The sequence below is a fragment of the Brevundimonas albigilva genome (genome assembly GCF_023573565.1).
Lineage (GTDB): Bacteria > Pseudomonadota > Alphaproteobacteria > Caulobacterales > Caulobacteraceae > Brevundimonas > Brevundimonas albigilva.
Genome location: NZ_CP097649.1, coordinates 85,775 through 103,755 on the forward strand (window position 1 = coordinate 85,775; position 17,981 = coordinate 103,755).

The 17,981-nt window shown below is 72.3% G+C and carries 17 protein-coding genes and 1 riboswitch; of the genes, 9 read left to right on the forward strand and 8 right to left on the reverse strand.

Translation table 11 applies throughout. The annotated features are described in order from the left end of the window. The first annotated feature begins 12 nt into the window (after nucleotides 1-12). A complete protein-coding gene (locus M8231_RS00490) occupies nucleotides 13-1,341 on the forward strand; it encodes an FAD/NAD(P)-binding protein (protein WP_250202013.1) in 1,329 nt (442 codons plus the stop codon). On the opposite strand, the gene M8231_RS00495 is transcribed toward M8231_RS00490, so the two are convergent. Then, nucleotides 1,338-2,999, reverse strand: coding sequence for a M28 family metallopeptidase (locus tag M8231_RS00495; protein WP_250202014.1), 1,662 nt, complete (start codon nucleotides 2,997-2,999; stop codon nucleotides 1,338-1,340). The genes M8231_RS00490 and M8231_RS00495 overlap by 4 nt on opposite strands. 30 nt (nucleotides 3,000-3,029) lie before the next feature. Next, a complete protein-coding gene (locus M8231_RS00500; RefSeq protein ID WP_249751658.1) occupies nucleotides 3,030-4,271 on the reverse strand; it encodes a BaiN/RdsA family NAD(P)/FAD-dependent oxidoreductase in 1,242 nt (413 codons plus the stop codon). A gap of 64 nt (nucleotides 4,272-4,335) precedes the next feature. Here M8231_RS00500 and greA point away from each other — a divergent pair, with 64 nt between their 5' ends. After that, nucleotides 4,336-4,818, forward strand: a complete 483-nt coding sequence (gene greA / locus M8231_RS00505) for a transcription elongation factor GreA (protein ID WP_249751886.1) — start codon at nucleotides 4,336-4,338, stop codon at nucleotides 4,816-4,818. Nucleotides 4,819-4,824: 6 nt separating this feature from the next. On the opposite strand, the gene M8231_RS00510 is transcribed toward greA, so the two are convergent. Then, nucleotides 4,825-5,262 (reverse strand): OmpA family protein, encoded by a 438-nt coding sequence (locus M8231_RS00510; RefSeq protein ID WP_249751657.1) that lies wholly within the window; start codon nucleotides 5,260-5,262, stop codon nucleotides 4,825-4,827. 95 nt (nucleotides 5,263-5,357) lie between these two features. Beyond that, nucleotides 5,358-5,708 (reverse strand): YMGG-like glycine zipper-containing protein, encoded by a 351-nt coding sequence (locus tag M8231_RS00515; protein ID WP_249751656.1) that lies wholly within the window; start codon nucleotides 5,706-5,708, stop codon nucleotides 5,358-5,360. Nucleotides 5,709-5,864: 156 nt separating this feature from the next. On the opposite strand from M8231_RS00515, the gene M8231_RS00520 reads away from it, so the two are divergent. Next, complete coding sequence (locus M8231_RS00520) at nucleotides 5,865-6,803, forward strand: diacylglycerol/lipid kinase family protein (RefSeq protein WP_250202015.1); 939 nt, start codon at nucleotides 5,865-5,867, stop codon at nucleotides 6,801-6,803. Then, nucleotides 6,803-7,654 carry a metallophosphoesterase family protein gene (locus tag M8231_RS00525; protein ID WP_249751653.1) on the forward strand — a complete coding sequence of 284 codons (852 nt, stop codon included), beginning with the start codon at nucleotides 6,803-6,805 and terminating at the stop codon, nucleotides 7,652-7,654. Before M8231_RS00520 ends, M8231_RS00525 begins: the two co-directional genes overlap by 1 nt. An 88-nt stretch (nucleotides 7,655-7,742) precedes the next feature. On the opposite strand, the gene M8231_RS00530 is transcribed toward M8231_RS00525, so the two are convergent. The 3 genes from M8231_RS00530 to M8231_RS00540 form a co-directional block, all read right to left on the reverse strand. Further along, entirely contained in the window at nucleotides 7,743-7,919 is a 177-nt protein-coding gene (locus tag M8231_RS00530) for a DUF1328 domain-containing protein (protein WP_249751652.1), read from the reverse strand. Nucleotides 7,920-8,030: 111 nt separating this feature from the next. After that, nucleotides 8,031-8,438: a hypothetical protein gene (locus tag M8231_RS00535; protein ID WP_250202016.1), complete on the reverse strand. Its 408-nt coding sequence runs from the start codon at nucleotides 8,436-8,438 to the stop codon at nucleotides 8,031-8,033. Continuing rightward, on the reverse strand, nucleotides 8,438-8,782 hold the full coding sequence (locus M8231_RS00540; protein ID WP_249751650.1) for an ElaB/YgaM/YqjD family protein: 345 nt from the start codon (nucleotides 8,780-8,782) through the stop codon (nucleotides 8,438-8,440). Before M8231_RS00540 ends, M8231_RS00535 begins: the two co-directional genes overlap by 1 nt. Before the next feature lie 134 nt (nucleotides 8,783-8,916). Here M8231_RS00540 and M8231_RS00545 point away from each other — a divergent pair, with 134 nt between their 5' ends. From M8231_RS00545 to M8231_RS00555, 3 genes are all read left to right on the forward strand, one after another. Then, nucleotides 8,917-9,570 (forward strand): fumarylacetoacetate hydrolase family protein, encoded by a 654-nt coding sequence (locus M8231_RS00545; protein WP_249751649.1) that lies wholly within the window; start codon nucleotides 8,917-8,919, stop codon nucleotides 9,568-9,570. After that, nucleotides 9,570-10,205, forward strand: coding sequence for a maleylacetoacetate isomerase (maiA, locus tag M8231_RS00550; RefSeq protein ID WP_249751648.1), 636 nt, complete (start codon nucleotides 9,570-9,572; stop codon nucleotides 10,203-10,205). The genes M8231_RS00545 and maiA overlap by 1 nt, the downstream gene beginning before the upstream one ends. Nucleotides 10,206-10,299: 94 nt before the next feature. Then, nucleotides 10,300-11,220, forward strand: coding sequence for an aldo/keto reductase (locus tag M8231_RS00555; protein WP_249751647.1), 921 nt, complete (start codon nucleotides 10,300-10,302; stop codon nucleotides 11,218-11,220). Here M8231_RS00555 and M8231_RS00560 read toward each other — a convergent pair. Then, nucleotides 11,204-13,009 carry a TonB-dependent receptor plug domain-containing protein gene (locus M8231_RS00560; RefSeq protein WP_250202017.1) on the reverse strand — a complete coding sequence of 602 codons (1,806 nt, stop codon included), beginning with the start codon at nucleotides 13,007-13,009 and terminating at the stop codon, nucleotides 11,204-11,206. The genes M8231_RS00555 and M8231_RS00560 overlap by 17 nt on opposite strands. A 172-nt stretch (nucleotides 13,010-13,181) precedes the next feature. Further along, a riboswitch (cobalamin riboswitch) is annotated at nucleotides 13,182-13,319 on the reverse strand. Nucleotides 13,320-13,417: 98 nt separating this feature from the next. On the opposite strand from M8231_RS00560, the gene mutS reads away from it, so the two are divergent. Together mutS and M8231_RS00570 are read left to right on the forward strand one after the other, a co-directional pair. Next, nucleotides 13,418-16,111 carry a DNA mismatch repair protein MutS gene (gene mutS, locus M8231_RS00565; protein ID WP_250202018.1) on the forward strand — a complete coding sequence of 898 codons (2,694 nt, stop codon included), beginning with the start codon at nucleotides 13,418-13,420 and terminating at the stop codon, nucleotides 16,109-16,111. 66 nt (nucleotides 16,112-16,177) lie between these two features. Then, nucleotides 16,178-17,980, forward strand: a complete 1,803-nt coding sequence (locus tag M8231_RS00570) for a methyl-accepting chemotaxis protein (protein ID WP_250202019.1) — start codon at nucleotides 16,178-16,180, stop codon at nucleotides 17,978-17,980. The last annotated feature ends 1 nt before the right edge of the window (nucleotide 17,981 follow it).

Below are 17,981 nucleotides of genomic sequence, written 5' to 3' on the forward strand. Positions count from 1 at the left end.
ACGGAGACGCCGGTGACACAAGCGCACATCGCCATCGTCGGGGCCGGCTTCAGCGGCCTGCTGAGCGCCATCCACCTGCTGCGCCTGGCCCCCCGCGCCCGGGTCAGCCTGATCGAGCGCCGACCGGTCTTCGGCGTCGGCGCGGCCTATGACACCGGCAATCCCACGCATCTGCTGAACGTGCGGCTGGACAATATGAGCGCCTTTCCCGATCGGCCCCGCCACCTGGCCGACTGGCTGGCGGACCAGCCCCGCTGGGAGGCGCAGGACGGTTTCATCACGCGCAGAACCTATGGCCGCTATCTGCGCGCCCTGCTGGAGGACGCGGTGCGGGAGGCCCCGGACCGCCTGGCCCTGGTTCCCGGCGAGGCGAGGGCGATCCGGCGCGCCGGCGACCGCTGGCGGCTGGAGATCGAGGGCGCGTCGCCGCTGGACGCCGACGCCGTGATCCTGGCCCTGGGCAATCTGGAGCCGGCCGCCCTGAGCGGCGTCGATCCGGCGCTGAGGGCCTCGGGCGCCTATGTCGAGAACCCGTGGAGCCTGGACCCGGCCAGGGTCGAGGCGGCGCGCGACGTCCTGCTGATCGGGGCCGGCCTGACGATGGTGGACTGCGCCCTGGCGCTGCGGCGGCCGTCGCGTCGGTTCACGGCCCTGTCGCGCCACGGCCTGCTGCCCCGCGCCCACGCCTCGGCCGCGCCGGCGCCGTTCACAGGGGATTTCGAAGGCGACCCGGCGACGATCCTGGCCCAGGTCCGGGCCGCGACCCGCGATCACGACTGGCGCGCGGTGTTCGACCGGCTGAGACATCAGGCCCGGCCGCTGTGGCGCGGCTGGACCCCGGCCCAGCGCGGCCGCTTCCTGCGCCACCTGCGCCCCCTGTGGGACGTGCACCGCCATCGGCTGTCGCCCGGCGCTGCGCGTCAGGTCGACGGCATGATCGCCTCGGGCGAACTGGCCGTTCAGGCCGGCAAGCTGGCCTCTGCGGCGCTGCAGGCGGACGGGGTGCACGCGGCCTGGCGGCCGCGCGGGCGGCGGCGGGCCATTCGCGGCCGTTTCGACCTGGTGATCAACTGCACGGGCCCCCTGGGCGAGATCGGCCGCAGCGCCGAGCCACTGGTCGCGGACCTTCTGGCCCAGGGGCTGGCCGCCCCCGATCCGCTGGGCCTGGGCGCGCGGGTGGACGACATCGGCGGCCTGATCGGCCGGCGAGGACCGACGCCGGGCCTCTACGCCATCGGCCCGCTGACGCGCGGCGCCTATTGGGAGATCACGGCCGTGCCGGACCTGCGCGGCCAGGCGCAGGACCTGGCCGCGGCGGTCGTGCGCGACCTGGCGGTCTAGCGGCGTTCGGCGGCCGAGGCGGCGCGGGCGCCGGCGAACTCGGCGTCGGCGTTCCATTCGGGCCAGGCGTCGGAATCGGCCAGGTCGCGGCCCACGGCGTAGATCAGGGCCACGTCGGCCGCGGCGGCGTCCATGCGCCAGGTCTCGCCCCATTCGTCGGACGGCTGGTGATAGCGGTTCTCGACATAGTCCCGGCTGGCGGCGCTGGCCCCGGTGAAGCCGGCGGCGGGGAACAGGGCCGGCACGCCCTGGATCGCCAGGGGGAAGTGATCCGAGCGATAGAAGGCGCCGGCCTGGGGCGCCGGATCGGCGATCAGGGTGCGCCCCGTGGCGCTCGCATGGCGTTCCAGCACCGCGTCCAGTTGGTTCTTGCCCTTGCCGATCACCACCACGTTCGGGTCGACCTCGGTCCCCGGCAACAGGCTGTCGACGTTGATGTTGGCGACCGTCTTCTCCAGCGGCCAGACCGGATTGGCGGCGTAGTAGGTCGAGCCCAGCAGGCCCGCTTCCTCGCCCGACCAGGCGGCGAAGACGATCGACCGCTTGGGCCGCGGGCCGGCGGCGAAGGCGTGGGCCAGCTCCAGCAGGGCCGCCACCCCCGTCGCATTGTCCACGGCGGCGTTGTAGATCTTGTCGCCGGACGCATCCGGCGTGCCGACGCCGTAGCCGTCCCAGTGGGCGCCGTACATCACCGTCTCGTCCGGATGCTGGGCGCCCGGGATGCGGGCCAGGACGTTGCGCGTCTGGACCCGGTCGGCGATCTGGCCGAAATCGACGCTCATCGTCGCGCCGGGCAGTTCGACCGGGCGGAAGTCGGCGCGGCGGGCCGCGTTCTTCAGGGCGGCGAAGTCCAGGCCGGCAGCCCTGAACAATTCCTCGGCCTTGGCGCGCTGAATCCAGCCCTGGAAGGGCGCCCGCTCGGCGTCGGGGTTCGCCCGCACGATGTCGAACTTGGGCGCCGCCGAGGAGTTCTGCAGCACCGACCAGGGATAGCCCGCCCCGGCCGTCTCGTGCACCACCAGGACGCCGGCGGCCCCGCGCCGGCCCGCCTCCTGGAACTTGTAGGTCCAGCGGCCATAGAAGGTCATGGCCTGGCCGTCGAACTTGCCCGCCACCGGATCGCCGTCAGGCGCCTGGAAGTCCGGGTCGTTGACCAGGACGACGATCACCTTGCCGCGCACGTCCACGTCCTTGAAGTCGTTCCACTGGCGTTCGGGCGCCGTCGCGCCATAGCCGACGAAGACGATCGGCGCGTCGGCGACGGTGATGTGGTCGGTCGGCCGGTCGCTGGAGACCAGCACGTCCGGGCCGCGTTCGAAGTTCAGGGTGCGGCCTCCGGCCGAGGCGGTAATCGTCGCCGGCCCGTCCTGGCGGGTGCGCGACAGCTGGGCCGTCTGGAAGAAGGAACCGTCTGGCCCGCCGCCCTCGGCCCCCGCCGCGCGGAACTGGTCGGCCAGCCATTCGACGGTCTTCTCCTCGCCCGCCGAGACCGGGCCGCGCCCCTCGAACTCGTCCGACGCCAGGATCCGCACCGCCTGGTTCATCCGCTCGGCGTCGATGGCGGCGACGCCCGGGTCCCGGGCGGGGCTCTGGGCGAGCGCCGCATTGCAGGACAGCGACAGGGCGAGGATGGACGCGGCGGACAGAAGACGGCGCATGAATAGGGTCTCCGGCAGGCGGGCGGGATCCTAACCCTGAACCGTCGCGGCCGCCGTGTCGACCGCGCCCGCCAGCCAGTCGCGCACGCCCGCGGCGGCGGCCACGCCCGAGGCGAAGCTGGCCTGCAGCAGATAGCCGCCGGTCGGCGCCTCCCAGTCCAGCATCTCGCCGGCGACGAAGACGCCGGGCCGGGCCCTCAGCATCAGGCGGTCGTCGACCGCCTCCCACGCCACGCCGCCCGCCGAGGATATGGCCCGCTCCAGCCCCTGCACGCCGGTCGCCGTCAGGGCCAGCCCCTTGATGCGGGCGGCCAGGGCGTCAGGCGTCTCGGGAAGGGGGCCGGCTTCGCGCAGCAGGGCCGCCGCCGCCGGATCCAGCCCCGCCGCCTTTCGAAGGCGGTTGGACAGGCTGGCCTTGGCCGGCTGGGCCGCGAGCCGCGCGGTCAGCGTTTCGGCCGTCACGTCGGGTTTCAGGTCCAGGGTCAGGACGGTGCGGCCCTTGCGCGCCGTCGCATCGCGGATCGCCGCCGATAGGGCGTAGATCGCCCCGCCTTCCAGCCCGTAGCCGGCGATCACCGCCTCGCCCCGCACCGTCGTCCGCTCGTGGCGCACGGCGATGCCCTTCAGCGGCGCGCCGGCGAACCGGTCGCGCAGCACCGGCGACCAGGCGATGTCGGCGCCGACATTGGCCGGACGGAAGGGCGACAGGGTCACCCCCGCCGCTTCCAGCCACGGCGTCCAGGCCGCATCCGAGCCCAGGCGGGGCCAGCTGGCGCCGCCCAGCGCCAGGATGGTCGCGTCGGGCCGCACGCGACGTTCGCCCTCGGGCGTGTCGAACGCCGGGGCGCCGTCCCGCCAGCCCGTCCAGGTCGAGCGGGTGTGGATCGTCACCCCCAGTTCGGACAGGCGCGCCAGCCAGGCCCGCAGCAGGGGCGAAGCCTTCAGCGCGCGCGGAAAGATGCGGCCGCTGGTGCCCACGAAGGTGGGCTGGCCCAGGCCCTCGGCCCAGGCCACGAGGTCGGCGGGAGAGAAGGCGTCCAGCCAGGGCGCGACCCGGGCGCGGCCCTCGCGGTACCGGCCCAGGAAGGCCTCCGCCGGCTCGGAATGGGTCAGGTTCAGCCCGCCCCGGCCGGCCATCAGGAATTTGCGGGCGACCGACGGCATGCGCTCGTGCACGGCGACCGTCAGGCCGCCGGCGGCCAGGCGTTCGGCCGCCATCAGCCCGGCCGGGCCGGCGCCGATGACGACGATCTGGGGGGCGTCCGCTCGCATCGCCTCGCTTTGCCCGTTCACGGCCCCGCTGGCCATAGGGTCGTCAGGCGCTATGTTCCGTACCATGAGCGTCGCCTTCACCCGCGAGGAAGATCTGGAAGCAACCGCGGCCGACCTGGCCGACCGGCCGATCTCGCCCCATCCCAACCTGGTGACGGAACAGGGCCTGGCCCTGATCGAACAGGAACTGGCCGCCGCGCGCGCCGCCTACACGGCCGCCCAGGTCCAGGGCTCGATCGAGAGCGACCGCACGGCGATGGCGCGGGCGACGCGCGACCTGCGCTACTGGTCGGCGCGGCGGGCCTCGGCCCAACTGGTGGCGCCCGGCGCGGACGACGGCGTGGTGCGTTTCGGCGGGACGGTGACGATCGAGCGGGAGGACGGGCGCGTCCAGACCTGGCGCATCGTCGGCGAGGATCAGGCCGATCCCGCCCAGGGCTGCGTCAGCTATGTCTCGCCCCTGGCCCAGGCCCTGCTGGGCAAGCGCGTGGACGACGAGGCGACCGTGGCGGGCGGCGTCGTCGCCATCGTCGCCGTCTCGACCTGAACCGGATCAGCGCGGGCGCGCCTCGATCAGCACTTCCGTGCGCCTGCGCATCGGGGCGTTGGCGCCCTGCGGGGTCGTCGCGCCGCTGGCGCCCGCGGCCTGGACCTCGAAGGTCGGGACCGGCAGGCCGTCCGCCTCCAGCGCCGCGGTGACGCTTTGCGCGCGCCGTTCGGACAGGTTCAGATTGGCCGTGGCCCCGCCCTGCGCATCGGCCAGGCCCAGCACCCGCACCCGCTCGATAGCGCAGCCCGCGACCTGTTGCGCGCCCAGCCGGATCGCCTCGCGCGCCACCGGGGTCAGGCTCGTCTGGTCGTTGGCGAAATAGATGTCGAACCGCACCGGCGCGCAGTCCGTCCGCTCAACCAGATCATCCCGGCTGGGCCGGCTCGCGCACCCCGCCGCGGCCAGCGCCACGCCGATCAGTCCCGCCGCAATCACTCTCATCGATCCGCCTCCTCGGTCATGAAAAGGGCGGCCCGTCGTCCGACGAGCCGCCCCATCCTTGGTCTTTTCGCACCCGTCAGGCGCGCTGACCGGGATCAGTAACGGCGCTGGCCGTTATCCCAGTAGCATTCGTCCTGACGATTGTCGTAGCAGTAGTAGTACCGGCCCTGGTTGTCGCGGTAGCGCTGCTGGTTGTTGCGGTCCTGGGCCGAGCCGCGGATCGCGCCCGCCGCGCCGCCGAGCGCGCCGCCGATCAGCGCGCCGGTCGCGGCGTTGCCGCCGCCGACGTTGTTGCCGACGATGGCGCCGGCCACGGCGCCCAGGCCCGCGCCGATGGCGCCCTGGCGAACCGTCTGGTTGGAACCGTTGTTGTAGCCGTAGGGATCGCTGGCGCAGGCCGAGGCCAGCAGACCGGCCCCCGCGATCGCGATAATCGCCATTTTCATGATGTCTCTCCTGGAACTCTGTTGCTTTCGCCCTGACGACGAAAACGTGGTCCGGGCTTGACGGTTCCCAGCCATCACGACGTCGGGGCCGATATATGGCGAAGCTTTCTTTGGCGGCGTGCGGAACGGGCGCGGATGCGAGGCGTTGCGGCGCTCATGAGCGATACGATTGCGCCCGAAGGAACGACGGCCGCCGGGCCGAAGGCGAGCCTGACGCCGCACACGCCGCTTCGGCGCGCGGTGATGCTGGTCAATCCTCTGTCGGGCAGCGTGGGGCCCAGGGCGGCCGGCGAGGCCGAGGCCATCCTGGCCGACTATGATCTGGAGGCGCGCGTCGTCGTGCTTGAAGGCGACTTCGACGCGGCGATCGCCGAGGCCTTCGCCGAGGAACCGGACGTCATCTTCGTGCTGGCGGGGGACGGGACCGCCCGGTCCGTGGCCTCGCGCGCTAAGCCTGACGGACCGATGATCGCGCCGCTGCCGGGCGGCACCATGAACATGCTGCCCAAGGCCCTGTACGGGACGGCGGACTGGAAGGACGCCCTGCGACGCGCGCTGGAGGAGGGCGAGCCGCAGTACGTCTCGGGCGGAGAGGTCGGCGGAGAATATTTCTACTGCGCCGCCATCCTGGGCGCCCCCGCCCTCTGGGCGCCGGCGCGCGAGGCCATCCGCACGGGCAAGCTGCGTCAGGCCGTCGGCCATGCGCGCCTGGCCCTGAAGCGGGCGTTCAGCGGTCGGCTGCGCTTCAGCCTGGACGGCGGGCGCAAGCGCCGGGCCGAGGCTCTGGTCCTGATCAGCCCGATGATCTCGCGCGCCCTGGAGGAGCCGGTCGGCCTGGAGGCGGCGGCGATGGATCCGCTGGACGCCATGCAGGCGTTTCGACTGGCGGCCACGGCCCTGTTCACCGACTGGCGCCAGGACCCCTCGGTCTCGACCCAGCCGGCGCGGCGCATCGACGCCTGGGCGCGCTCTCGCATCCCCGCCGTCATCGACGGCGAAACCATCCGCCTGAAGTCCGAAGCCACGGTCCGCTTCGCGCCCAAGGCCTTTCGCGCCCTGACGCCCAAGCCGCCGGCCGCCGAGGACAGCGTCTGATGGGGCGCATTCTCCAGTTTTCCGACATTCATTTCGGGTGCGAGCACAAGCGCGCCGTGGCCGCCGCCCTGGACTACGCCCACGCCACGCCCAACGATCTGGTGCTGATCACCGGCGACATCACCCAGAAAGGGTATCCGGCCGAGTTCGCCGCCGCGCGCGACTGGATGCGCGCCATGCCCGAGCCGCGCTTCGTCATCGTGGGCAATCACGACGTGCCCTATTGGGACGCGGTGGCGCGGGTGTTTCACCCGTGGCGGGCCTTCGAGACCGCGACCGGCTTTCCGGCGCACGACGGCCAGTTCTGCGACGACACGGTGATGGTGCGCGGCGTCGTCACCGCTCGCGGCTTTCAGGCTCGACCCAACTGGTCCAAGGGCGTGATCGACCTGGACCAGACGCGGCGCGCGGCCGAGGCCCTGCGTCAGGCCCCGATCGGGGCGCTGAGGGTCCTGGCCTGCCACCACCCGCTGATCGAGATGGTCGGCACGCCGATGACCGGCGACGTCAAGCGTGGCGACGAGGCGGCGCTGATCTTCGCCGAGGCGGGCGTCGACCTGATCATGACCGGGCATGTGCATGTGCCCTTCGCCATGCCGATCCCCCTGGCCGACAAATGCTCCTATGCGGTCGGGTGCGGAACGCTGTCGCACCGCGAACGCGGCTCGCCGCCGGGGTTCAACCAGATCGACTGGGACGCCAAGACCATCACTGTCACCGCCCTGGCCTGGGACGGAGAGCGATTCTGCTCTCACCAGGTCTGGCGGCTGCCGCGTCGTCAGGACACCCGCCGGGCCGCCACCGCGCCTGATCCGCAACATCCGGGCGAACGCGAGAAGGCGGCGGTCTGAGCCCCGGTCTCGCCAAGGCATGAGACGAGGCATGAGAAAAGGGCCGGAGCTGACGCTCCGGCCCTTTGTCGTCGTCAGGCGACGCGGTCTATATCCGCGTGCCGCGCCCGCGCAGTCCGCCCGCCACCAGCGCGATGACGAACAGGATGATGGCGACCACGGCGATGAACTTGGCGATCTCGAACGAGAAGTTCGCGATGCCGCCGAAGCCGAGAACGGCCGCGACCAAGGCCACGACCAGGAAAATAATGGCCCAACGAATCATGGCCCGGTCCTCCTGAAGTTGTTGTTTCCAAAAGGTCGGGATCTTGTCCCTTCCCTCGATGGAACAACGCTCCCGCTTACGGGCCGTTCCCGGTCGCGAGACGGCTAAATTCTATCGCCGCCGCCGACGATAACCGCGCTCGTCCAGTTTTCGCTCGGTCACCATGCTGGCCACGATCGCGGCCAGGGCCGGATTGCGCAGCAGCAGGAACAGGGCGCCCAGGCCGCCCACGGCGCCGATCACCGGGCGGTCGCGCACGATGTGAATGACCTTGCCCAGCAGACCCTCGGGTTCGTCGTCCTCGTCCTCGTCGTCACGGCTGTCGCCGCGCAGGAAGACCAGGGCGGTCACCAGGGCGACCAGGGCGAACAGGCCGAAGGTCGCCGCCGCGGCGCCCAGGGGCGTCATGGCCAGGCTGAGCGCATAGAAGATGGCCAGGCCCAGAAAGACCACGGCGAGAAAGGCGCTGGCGGCGGCCACGGCGGTCGCCACCACGCGCTTGATGAGCCCCCGGAACATCAGCGGCGGCGGCCGGCCAGCAACATGCCCAGCACCATGCCGACGCCGAGCGCGATGGCCGTCGACTGGAGCGGACGCTCCTGCACCCGCTCGACGACGTAGCGCTGGGCCTCGTCCAGACGTTCGGCGGCGTCGTCGTAATACTCGCGTCCGCGCACGCGGGCCTGTTCGTAATAGCCGCGGGCCTGCTCGCGCACCTCGTCGCTCTTGGCGCGCAGGCGGGTTTCGGCCTCGGAGGCCTTTTCGCGCAGGCGCTGCGTTTCCTCGCGCGCGCCCGCCTTCAGATCCTCCTTGAGGGTCTTCAGGTCGTTCTTGATGTCTTCTCGAGCCTTGGTCGTGGCCATGATGCGCGCTCCATTCGCAAGCTTTGCATTAGAATAGGGAACCCCGATAGCCAACGCCACCGCGTGGTCAAGGTTCCCGCGCCGCAGCATGGCGACGGGCTCGCCAGTCGCGACGCGGCGATCTAGAAGACGGCATGACCCAATGGCTGTTTCCGCCCCGCCCGATCCCGTCCCTGCCGATCGTCGGCGACGACCGCCGCCTGCCGGTGCGGCGCATCCTGTGCGTCGGCCAGAACTATGCGGCCCATGCGCGCGAGATGGGGTCCGACCCGGACAAGCAGACGCCGTTCTTCTTTTCCAAGCCGGGCGACGCCCTGGTGACGGACGGGGCCAACCCGGCCTATCCCTCGGCGACCGACAACCTTCATTACGAAGCGGAACTGGTCGCCGCCATCGGCGAGGGCGGACGGATCGTCGGCTGGGCGGTCGGCTGCGACCTTACCCGGCGCGATCTCCAGGCCGAGGCCAAGAAGGCGGGCCGCCCGTGGGACGCGGCCAAGGGCTTCGACCAGTCCGCGCCCTGCGGCGCCGTGACCCTGGGAGCGCTGCCCGATCCGGCGGGGCGCATCGAACTGAGCGTCAACGGGCAGGTGCGCCAGTCCAGCCGTCTGGACGACATGATCCTGAACCCCGACCGCATCGTCGAGGAGGCCGGCAAGCTGTGGGCGCTCCAGGCCGGCGACCTGATCTTCACCGGCACGCCGTCCGGCGTCGGGCCGGTCGTGCGCGGCGATACGGTCGTGGCGACCATTGACGGGCTGGAGACGCTGAAGTTCGAGATCGTCTGATGATCCTGCACGGCTATTGGCGCTCCGGCGCCAGCTACCGGGTCCGCATCGCCCTGAATCTGAAGGGCGTGGCCTATCGGCAGGCGGCGCACGATCTGCGGCAGGGCCGACAGAAGGCGCCGGATTATATGGCGCTGAACCCCCAGGGCATGGTCCCGGCGCTGGAGGTCGACGGGCGGGTGCTGATCCAGAGCCCCGCCATTCTGGAATGGCTGGAGGAAACCTGGCCCGAGCCGCCCCTGCTGCCGCGCGGCGCCGGCGATCGCGCGACGGTGCGGGCCATGAGCGCCCTGATCGGCTGCGACATCCATCCGCTGAACAATCTGCGTGTGCTGACCTCGCTGCGGCGCGACCTGGGGGCCGATCAGGCGACGGTCGACGCCTGGGCCGCGCGCTGGATCGCGCCGGGCTTTGACGCCCTGGAGGCGCTGGTGGCGCGCGACGGGGCGGGCTTCAGCTTCGGCGACGGGCCGACCCTGGCGGACTGCTACCTGATTCCGCAGCTCTATTCCGCCCGGCGCTTCAACATCGAGACCGCCGCCTGGCCCGCGCTGGAAGCGGTGGAGGCGCGCGCCCTGGCCCACCCGGCCTTCGCCGCCGCGCACCCGGACCGACAGCCGGACGCCGACGCCTGATCGTCCACCGATTTCGCCGACCGGCGGTGGATAAGTAAGGATTGGGCAAGGTCTCGCTCAGCGTCCCTTAAACATTGCGAGTCATTGTCCCGGGGTGACGCCATCCCCCGCCACCCCTTCGGCGCCCTCGCCCGTCCATCGCCTGGCCCTGGCCGTGGTGACCGAGCCCGAGCGCGCGCCCGGCGCCTTCATGGCCGCCCCCTCCGGCGCGCGCGAGGAGGCGATGCGCTTCCTGTTGCAGACCGGGGCCGACGCGGGCGTCAAACTGGTCGCGACCAAGCCGGAAGGCGACGCCGAGCGGCTGCTGGGCCAGGCCTGGCCCTTTCCCTCGCCCTTCCAGGTGACGGTGCGGACCGTGCCGCTGGCCGACGGCCTTGACCGGGTCGAGGCGCGCGCCCGCCGGTCGCTGGAACGCATGGGCCTGCCGCGCGGCGAGGCCCTGCTGGTGTCGAACGCCGCCGAACTGGCCGGGGCCGAGGGCCGCGCCCTGTGGGACCGGATGCAGGCGCTGAAGCAGCGCGGCCTGTTCCGCCGCATCGGCTTTTGCGCGACGATCGAGGACGGGCCGGCGCTGCTGGCGCGACGGCTGGAGCCCGACGTGGTCCAGATCGGATGCAGCCTGCTGGACCAGCGCGCGGCGCAGGACGGGGTGCTGGACGAACTGGCCGGCATGGGCGTCGACGTCCATCTGTCGTCGGTGTTCGCGAACGGCCTGCTGTTCGCCGGGGGCGAAGATCTGCCGCCAGAGATGGCCGGCCACGCCCAGGGCCTGTCGCGCACGCGTCGGCGCCTGGCCGAGATGCGCTGCGATCCCATGCAGGCGGCCCTGGGCTACGCCCTGTCGCTGAAGGGCGTGGCGATGGTGGTCGCCAGCGTGGCCTCGGCCGCCGAACTGCGCGCCATCCTGGCGGCGGCCCACGCGCCGTGCCCGAACCTGGACTGGGCGCGGCTGGCGCTGGATGCGCCGGCGGCCTTCACCGCCGACGCCCGGCTGCGGATCAGTAGCGCAGCCTGATCCCCAGATAGCCGGTTCGGCCCGGCTCTCCGTAACCCAGCACCTGCTGATAGCGCTCGTCCGCCAGGTTCTCGACCCGCGCCGTCAGCACGACGTTGTCGGTCAGGGCGTAGGCCGCGTTCAGGTTCGCCGTGACGAAGCCGTCGCGCACGCCGCCCGAGTCGTCCATATCGCCCTCGGCGCGCACGGTCAGGGCGCCGGACAGCCGGTCCCCGCTCCAGCCCAGCGTCGCCGAACCGGCGTGTTCCGGCACGCGCAGCAGGCGGGCGTCGGTCGTCCCGTCGCGGGCGTCGGTCCAGGCGTAGGCCAGGGTCAGGTCGAAGCCGCCGCCCAGGGCCGCGCGGCCCTCGGCCTCGACGCCGTCCGTCTCGGTCTTGGCGATGTTGATGTAGCGGCCGTCGCGCCAGGCGATCTCGTCGTCGACGTTCAGCCGATAGGCGGTGACGCGGCCGTCCAGGCGGCCGTCGGCCGAGGCCCAGCCCAGCGCGACCTCGACGCTGTCGGCCGTCTCGGCGGTCAGTTCGGGCCAGGGCAGGGGGGCGTAGCAGTAGTCGCACACCGCCTGGCTGACGGTCGGGGCCTTGAAGCCGGTGCCGTAGGCCGCCGACAGGGTGAAGCCGCCGGCCAGGTCGTAGGCCGCCGAGAGGCGCCCGGTGGTCTCGGCGCCGAAGTCGTCGGTGTCGTCGTAGCGCAGGCCGCCGGTCAGGTTCAGCGGGCCGGCGTCGTACTGGGCCACGCCGAAGACCGAGGTGGTCGCCAGGTCGCGCGCCTCGCCCGACGACAGGGCGCCTGAGGCTTCCTCGCGCTCGGCGCCGAAGGCGTAGGCCACGCCCGAGGTTTCGCCGTCCGCCTGCCAGCGATAGACCTGGCGGTCGCCGCTGAAGGTCGAGCCGAAGCCGCCGCTGTAGGAGGTGCGGTCGATGTCGGACGCCGAGACGCTGAACTGGTGCGACAGGCCCAGGGCCCGGGCGCTCAGCCGGGCGACGCCGGACCATTGCTCGCTGTCCTGCACGTCGTCGGTGTCGCCCAGGGCGTAGGTGGGGGCCGGATAGCCGTCGATGTCGACATGGGCCTTGGCCCAGCGGATCGAGCCGTCGACCGACACCGTGTCGGAGAAGGCGTAGCGCGCCTTGCCGCCGGCGGTGGTGCTGCGCAGGCCGTCGCGCTCGCTGTTCCCGTCGGCTTCGTCGGCCGCGCTGACGCCGTCCGTCTCGAACTGCGAGACATAGGCGCTGACGGCGTAGGCGTCGTTGGCGGTCCCGACCGACAGGCGGCCGCGCGCGGTGGCCAGGCTGCCGGCCTCCAGTTCGGCGCGCAGTCCGTCCACCTCGCGGGTGGTGAAGGCGATCACGCCGCCGATGGCGTCGGATCCCCACAGCGACGACTGCGGGCCGCTGAGCACCTCGATCCGGTCGATGTCGGCCAGCTCGAAGGCGCCGAAGTCATAGGCGCCGTTGATGTCGGCCGGGTCGTTGACGGGCGCGCCGTCGACCAGAACCAGGGTCTTGCCCGGATTGGCGCCGCGCATCCGCACCTGGGCGACGCCGCCGAAGGCGCCGGTGCGCGTGACCGACAGGCCCGGCACGTCGGCCAGGATGTCGGCGGCGAAGACCGCGCCGCGCTGTTCGATGGTCTCGGCGTCGATGACGCGTGCGCCGGGCGTGTCGGCGGCGACGGCGGGCAGGCGGGTGGCGGTGACGATCACCTCCTCCAGCTGGTCTGCCGGTTGCGCCCAGGCGGGCGCGGCGGCGAAGGCGGCGGCCGCGACGGCGGCCGTGGAAAGAAGCATGGAACGCGTCATGGCGGTTCCCCCGTATCGGCGCCGCGATTGCGTGCGGGGCGCCTGTGTGCGAGCCGATCCGCCCGGCCGGAGGGTCGGGCGGCGCAAGATCGGGTCGCTGCGACGGAAGTCCCCGCGCCCCTGTCTGGTCCCGGACAGCGGACGAGCGACGTCGGCGGCCAGGTCTCCTGGCTTGCGGGTCTCCACGTCGCGTCCTCGCCTTCCCAGTTTCCCAGTGGCGCCGGGGCGGACCCCGGACGGACGACACGCTCGCCGCCTACAGTTGCGGGCACAGCCGCGGTGTTCGACCGCGTTCCCTAAACCGCCTGACGCGGCCTATCGCAGGGCCAAGATGCCTGTGCAAGAGCGGCGGATCGGGCTTGAGACGACCGTTGCGATCCGTCACCCTGACGCCACATGAACGCGCCCGCCTTCCCGCCCTCCGGTCCCCCGTCCGACATCGCCGCCTCGCTGGAGGGCGCGACGCCATTCATGGCGCAGTATCTGACGGCCAAGGCGAGCCAACCGGACGCCATCCTGTTCTTTCGCATGGGCGACTTCTACGAGCTGTTCTTCACGGACGCCGAGGTCGCGGCGGCGGCCCTGGGCATCACCCTGACCAAGCGGGGCAAGCACCAGGGCGAGGACATTCCGATGGCCGGGGTGCCGGTCCATGCGATGGACGGCTATCTGGCCCGGCTGATCCGCCTGGGGCACAAGGTCGCCATCTGCGAGCAGCTGGAAGACCCCGCCGAGGCCAAGAAGCGCGGATCCAAGGCCGTGGTCCAGCGCGGCGTGGTGCGGGTGGTGACGCCGGGCACCCTGACCGAGGATTCGCTGCTGGACGCGCGCGGCGCCAACCGTCTGGCGGCGGCGGCCGTGAGGCGCGGTCGGGCGGCCGTGGCGGTGGTGGAGCTGTCGTCCGGGGCGGTGGACTGCGTCGCCTGCGCGCCCGACGACCTGGCCGCGGCCCTGGCCGCCTTCCGCCCGTCCGAGGTGCTGGTCACCGACCGGATGTTCTCGGACGAGGCGACGCGCGACGCGCTGAACGGTTCCGGCGGCGTGGTCCAGGCCCTGGCGGCCGCCATCGCCGAGCCGCAGGCGGCGCGCACGCGGGTCGAGCGGCTTTACGGCGTCGCGGCCCTGGACGGTTTCGGCGCCTTCGAGGAGGCCGAGGTTTCCGCCCTGGGCCTGATCGCCGCCTATCTGGAGACGACCCAGGCGGGCAAGGTTCCGGCCCTGTCGCCGCCGCGCCGGTCCGGCGAAAGCGGCTTCCTGGCCATCGACCCGGCCACCCGCGCCAGCCTTGAGATCGACCGCACCCAGAGGGGCGAGCGCGAGGGATCGCTGCTGGCCTGCATCGACCGCACCGTCACCTCGGGCGGGGCGCGGGCGCTGGCCGAGCGGATCGCCCGGCCGCTGCGCGATCCGCTGGCGATCAACGAACAGCTGGACGCGGTCGAGTGGCTGCTGGAACGACGCACCCTGCGCCGCGATCTGCGGGAAGGGCTGAAGGCGTCGTCGGACATCGCCCGCGCGGTCGGGCGGCTGGCGTTGGGGCGCGGGGGGCCGCGCGATCTGGCCGCCGTGCGCGCCGGCCTGACCATCGCCGAGGGCGTCGCCGGCCTGTTCATCGGACAGGTGGACCCCCTGACCGGACAGCCGCGCCGCATCGCCCTGGCGTTGGACCGGCTGACGCTGAGCCCGGACATATCGCGCCTGATGATCGACCTGGCCGAGGGGCTGGTCGAGGAGCCGCCTCACCTGGCGCGCGACGGCGGCTTCGTGCGGCCGGACTATCGGCCGGAGCTGGATGCGGCGCGGACCCTGCGCGACGACAGCCGCAAGGTGATCGCCGAGCTGGAGGCGCGCGCCGCCGCCGAGGCGGGCGTGGCCTTCAAGGTCAAGCACAACGCCGTGCTGGGCTATTTCCTGGAAACCAGCGCCAAGGCGGCGGAAGGCCTGCTGCGGGCCGGGCCGGACAGTCCCTTCATCCACCGTCAGACCCTGGCCAGCCAGGTGCGGTTCACCACCGTCGAACTGTCGGAACTGGACGCCCGGATCAGCCAGGCGGGCCACCGCGCCCTGGCCATCGAGGGCGAGACGTTCGAGGGCTGGCGGCGCGAGGCCGCGCGCCTGGCCCAGCCGCTGCAGGCCGTCGCCGAGGCCCTGGCCGAACTGGACGCCCACGCCGCCCTGGCCGAATGGGCCCAGGAGGTCGGCGCGACCCGGCCGGTCGTGGACGACACCCTGGTCTTCGCCGTCGAGGCCGGGCGCCATCCGGTGGTCGAGGCGGCGGTCAAGGCGGCGGGCGATCCCTATACCCCCAACAACGCCCGGCTGGATGGGTCCGGCGCCGATTGCGCCCGGCTGGCCATCGTCACCGGGCCGAACATGGCCGGCAAGTCGACCTTCCTGCGCCAGAACGCGCTTCTGGTGATCCTGGCCCAGGCCGGCGCCTTCGTGCCGGCCCGGTCGATGCGGCTGGGTGTCGTGGACCGGCTGTTCAGCCGCGTCGGCGCCGGCGACGATCTGGCGCGCGGCCGCTCCACCTTCATGATGGAGATGGTCGAGACCGCCGCCATCCTGACCCAGGCGACGGACCGCAGCTTCGTCGTGCTGGACGAGATCGGGCGCGGCACGGCGACCTATGACGGCCTGGCCATCGCCTGGGCCACCGCCGAGGCCCTGCACGAAGCCAACCGCGCCCGCACCCTGTTCGCCACCCACTATCACGAGCTGGCCCAGCTGGAGACGCGGCTGGACCACGTCTGCAACCTGTCGATGGTCGCGCGGGAGTGGAACGGCGAACTGGTCTTCCTGCACGAGGCGGCGCCGGGGGCGGCCGACCGGTCCTATGGCGTGCAGGTGGCCAAGCTGGCCGGGGTCCCCGCCCCGGTGGTGGCGCGCGCCCGCTCGGTGCTGGAGCGGCTGGAGGGTGAAAAGGCCGCCGCCGCCCGCCTGGACGATCTGCCCCTGTTCGCCGTCGCCGAACCCGAGCCGCCGCGCGGACCGTCGGCGGCCGAGGCGGCGCTGCGGGATCTGGATCCGGACGCCCTGACCCCGCGTGAGGCGCTGGAGACCCTGTATCGGCTGAAAACCCTGATCTAGCGGGTTTCGGCGCTTCTTAACCGTTCGCGGGCACGATGGGCGACGAATCGCCGACCGGGCCAGCGCATGATGTTTCGATCTCTTTCCCTGGCCAACAAGACGGCGCTGATGGTCGTCGCGTCGGTCGGGACCGTGGCCCTGGCGCTGATGATCGTCGCCGGCTGGATGATGGCCAGGGACGCGCGGCTGATGGCCGCCGAGCGGCAGGACGCCAACATGCGCGTGGCCTGGGACGTGCTGGGCGACTACGGCTCGGAGTTCTCGGCCCGCGACGGGCGGCTCTATGTCGGCTCCACGCCGCTGAACGGCCTGGTCGAGCCGGTGGACCGGATCAAGACCCTGGTGGGCGGCACCGCCACCGTCTTCCAGGGCGACACCCGCATCACCACCAACGTCAAGAAGGACGACGGCTCGCGCGCCGTGGGCACCAAGCTCAAGCCCGGGCCCGTGTACGACGCCGTCTTGCGCGACGGCCGCGCCTATCGCGGCCGGGCGGACATCCTGGGCAAGCCCTATTTCGTCGCCTACGACCCGATCAAGGACGCCTCGGGCGCCGTCGTCGGCGTGCTTTACGTCGGCATCCCCGAGGCCGACTTCATGGCCACGGTGAACCAGACGATGATGGCGCTGTTCGGCGTCGGGGCCGTGGTGTCGCTGGTCGTGCTGGGCGCGTGCCTCTATCTCTCGCGGCGGATGTTTGCGCCGTTGGGCGAGTTGCGGCGACGGATGGAGGCGCTGCAGCAGGGACGGCTCGAGATCAGCGTGCCCTGGGCCGGACGCAGCGACGACATCGGGCAGATCGCCCGCGCCGTGGCCTCGTTCCGCGACGCCGCCGTCAAGCGCGTGGAGATGGAGGCCGAGGCCGAGGCCCTGCGCGAGACGGCCAAGGCCAACCGCATCGCCGCCGAACAGGAGCGTCACCGGATCGCCGAAGAGGACGCCGTCGTGGTGGCGGCGCTGGGCGAAGGCCTGGCCTGTCTGGCGCGCGGCGACCTGACCCATCGCATCCGCGTCGACTTCGTCGCGCGCAGCCGCCAGCTGAAGGACGACTACAACGCCGCGATGGACGCCCTGGGCCAGACGATGGGCGACATCGTGGACCTGGTCCAGGCCATGCGCGCGGGCACCGCCGAGGTCACGACCGCCACCGACGACCTGTCGCGCCGCACCGAACGCCAGGCCGCCAGCCTGGAACAGACCGCCGCCGCCCTGGACCAGATCACCGTCACGGTGAAGAAGACCGCCGAGGGCGCCCAGTCGGCCGCCGCCATCACCGCCGAGGCCCGCTCCGGCGCCGAGGCGCGAGAGCAGATCATCGCCGAGACCACGGCCGCCATGAGCGAGATCGAGACCACCTCGGGCCGCATCGGCGAGATCATCGGCGTGATCGACGAGATCGCCTTCCAGACCAATCTGCTGGCCTTGAACGCCGGGGTAGAGGCGGCCCGCGCGGGCGAGGCCGGCCGCGGCTTCGCCGTGGTGGCGTCCGAGGTGCGGGCCCTGGCCCAGCGCTCGGCCGAGGCGGCCAGGGAGATCAAGACCCTGATCGGCGCCTCCAGCGCCAGCGTGGGCGAAGGCGCGCGCCTGGTGGCGCGCACGGGCGGCGCGCTGACCGCCCTGATCGGCCAGGTGGCCCAGATCAACGGCCTTGCGGCCGAGATCGCCGCCTCCGCCCGCGAACAGGCCGTGGGCCTGGCCGAGATCAATACGGCGGTGAACCACATGGATCAGACGACCCAGCAGAACGCGGCCATGGTCGAACAGACCACCGCCGCCAACCAGGCCCTCAGCCAGGAGGCGGACCGCCTGGCCGACCTGGTCGCCCGCTTCCGCGTGGAGACGGACAGGCCGAACGCCTGGGCTGCCTGAA

Coding starts and splice junctions, on each gene's coding strand:
- M8231_RS00495 (WP_250202014.1), bottom strand. CDS start 2,999: ATGCGCCGTCTTCTGTCCGCCGCGTCCATCCTCGCCCTGTCGCTGTCC.
- M8231_RS00500 (WP_249751658.1), bottom strand. CDS start 4,271: ATGCGAGCGGACGCCCCCCAGATCGTCGTCATCGGCGCCGGCCCGGCC.
- greA (WP_249751886.1), top strand. CDS start 4,336: ATGAGCGTCGCCTTCACCCGCGAGGAAGATCTGGAAGCAACCGCGGCC.
- M8231_RS00510 (WP_249751657.1), bottom strand. CDS start 5,262: ATGAGAGTGATTGCGGCGGGACTGATCGGCGTGGCGCTGGCCGCGGCG.
- M8231_RS00515 (WP_249751656.1), bottom strand. CDS start 5,708: ATGAAAATGGCGATTATCGCGATCGCGGGGGCCGGTCTGCTGGCCTCG.
- M8231_RS00520 (WP_250202015.1), top strand. CDS start 5,865: ATGAGCGATACGATTGCGCCCGAAGGAACGACGGCCGCCGGGCCGAAG.
- M8231_RS00525 (WP_249751653.1), top strand. CDS start 6,803: ATGGGGCGCATTCTCCAGTTTTCCGACATTCATTTCGGGTGCGAGCAC.
- M8231_RS00530 (WP_249751652.1), bottom strand. CDS start 7,919: ATGATTCGTTGGGCCATTATTTTCCTGGTCGTGGCCTTGGTCGCGGCC.
- M8231_RS00535 (WP_250202016.1), bottom strand. CDS start 8,438: ATGTTCCGGGGGCTCATCAAGCGCGTGGTGGCGACCGCCGTGGCCGCC.
- M8231_RS00540 (WP_249751650.1), bottom strand. CDS start 8,782: ATGGCCACGACCAAGGCTCGAGAAGACATCAAGAACGACCTGAAGACC.
- M8231_RS00545 (WP_249751649.1), top strand. CDS start 8,917: ATGACCCAATGGCTGTTTCCGCCCCGCCCGATCCCGTCCCTGCCGATC.
- maiA (WP_249751648.1), top strand. CDS start 9,570: ATGATCCTGCACGGCTATTGGCGCTCCGGCGCCAGCTACCGGGTCCGC.
- M8231_RS00560 (WP_250202017.1), bottom strand. CDS start 13,009: ATGCTTCTTTCCACGGCCGCCGTCGCGGCCGCCGCCTTCGCCGCCGCG.
- mutS (WP_250202018.1), top strand. CDS start 13,418: ATGAACGCGCCCGCCTTCCCGCCCTCCGGTCCCCCGTCCGACATCGCC.
- M8231_RS00570 (WP_250202019.1), top strand. CDS start 16,178: ATGATGTTTCGATCTCTTTCCCTGGCCAACAAGACGGCGCTGATGGTC.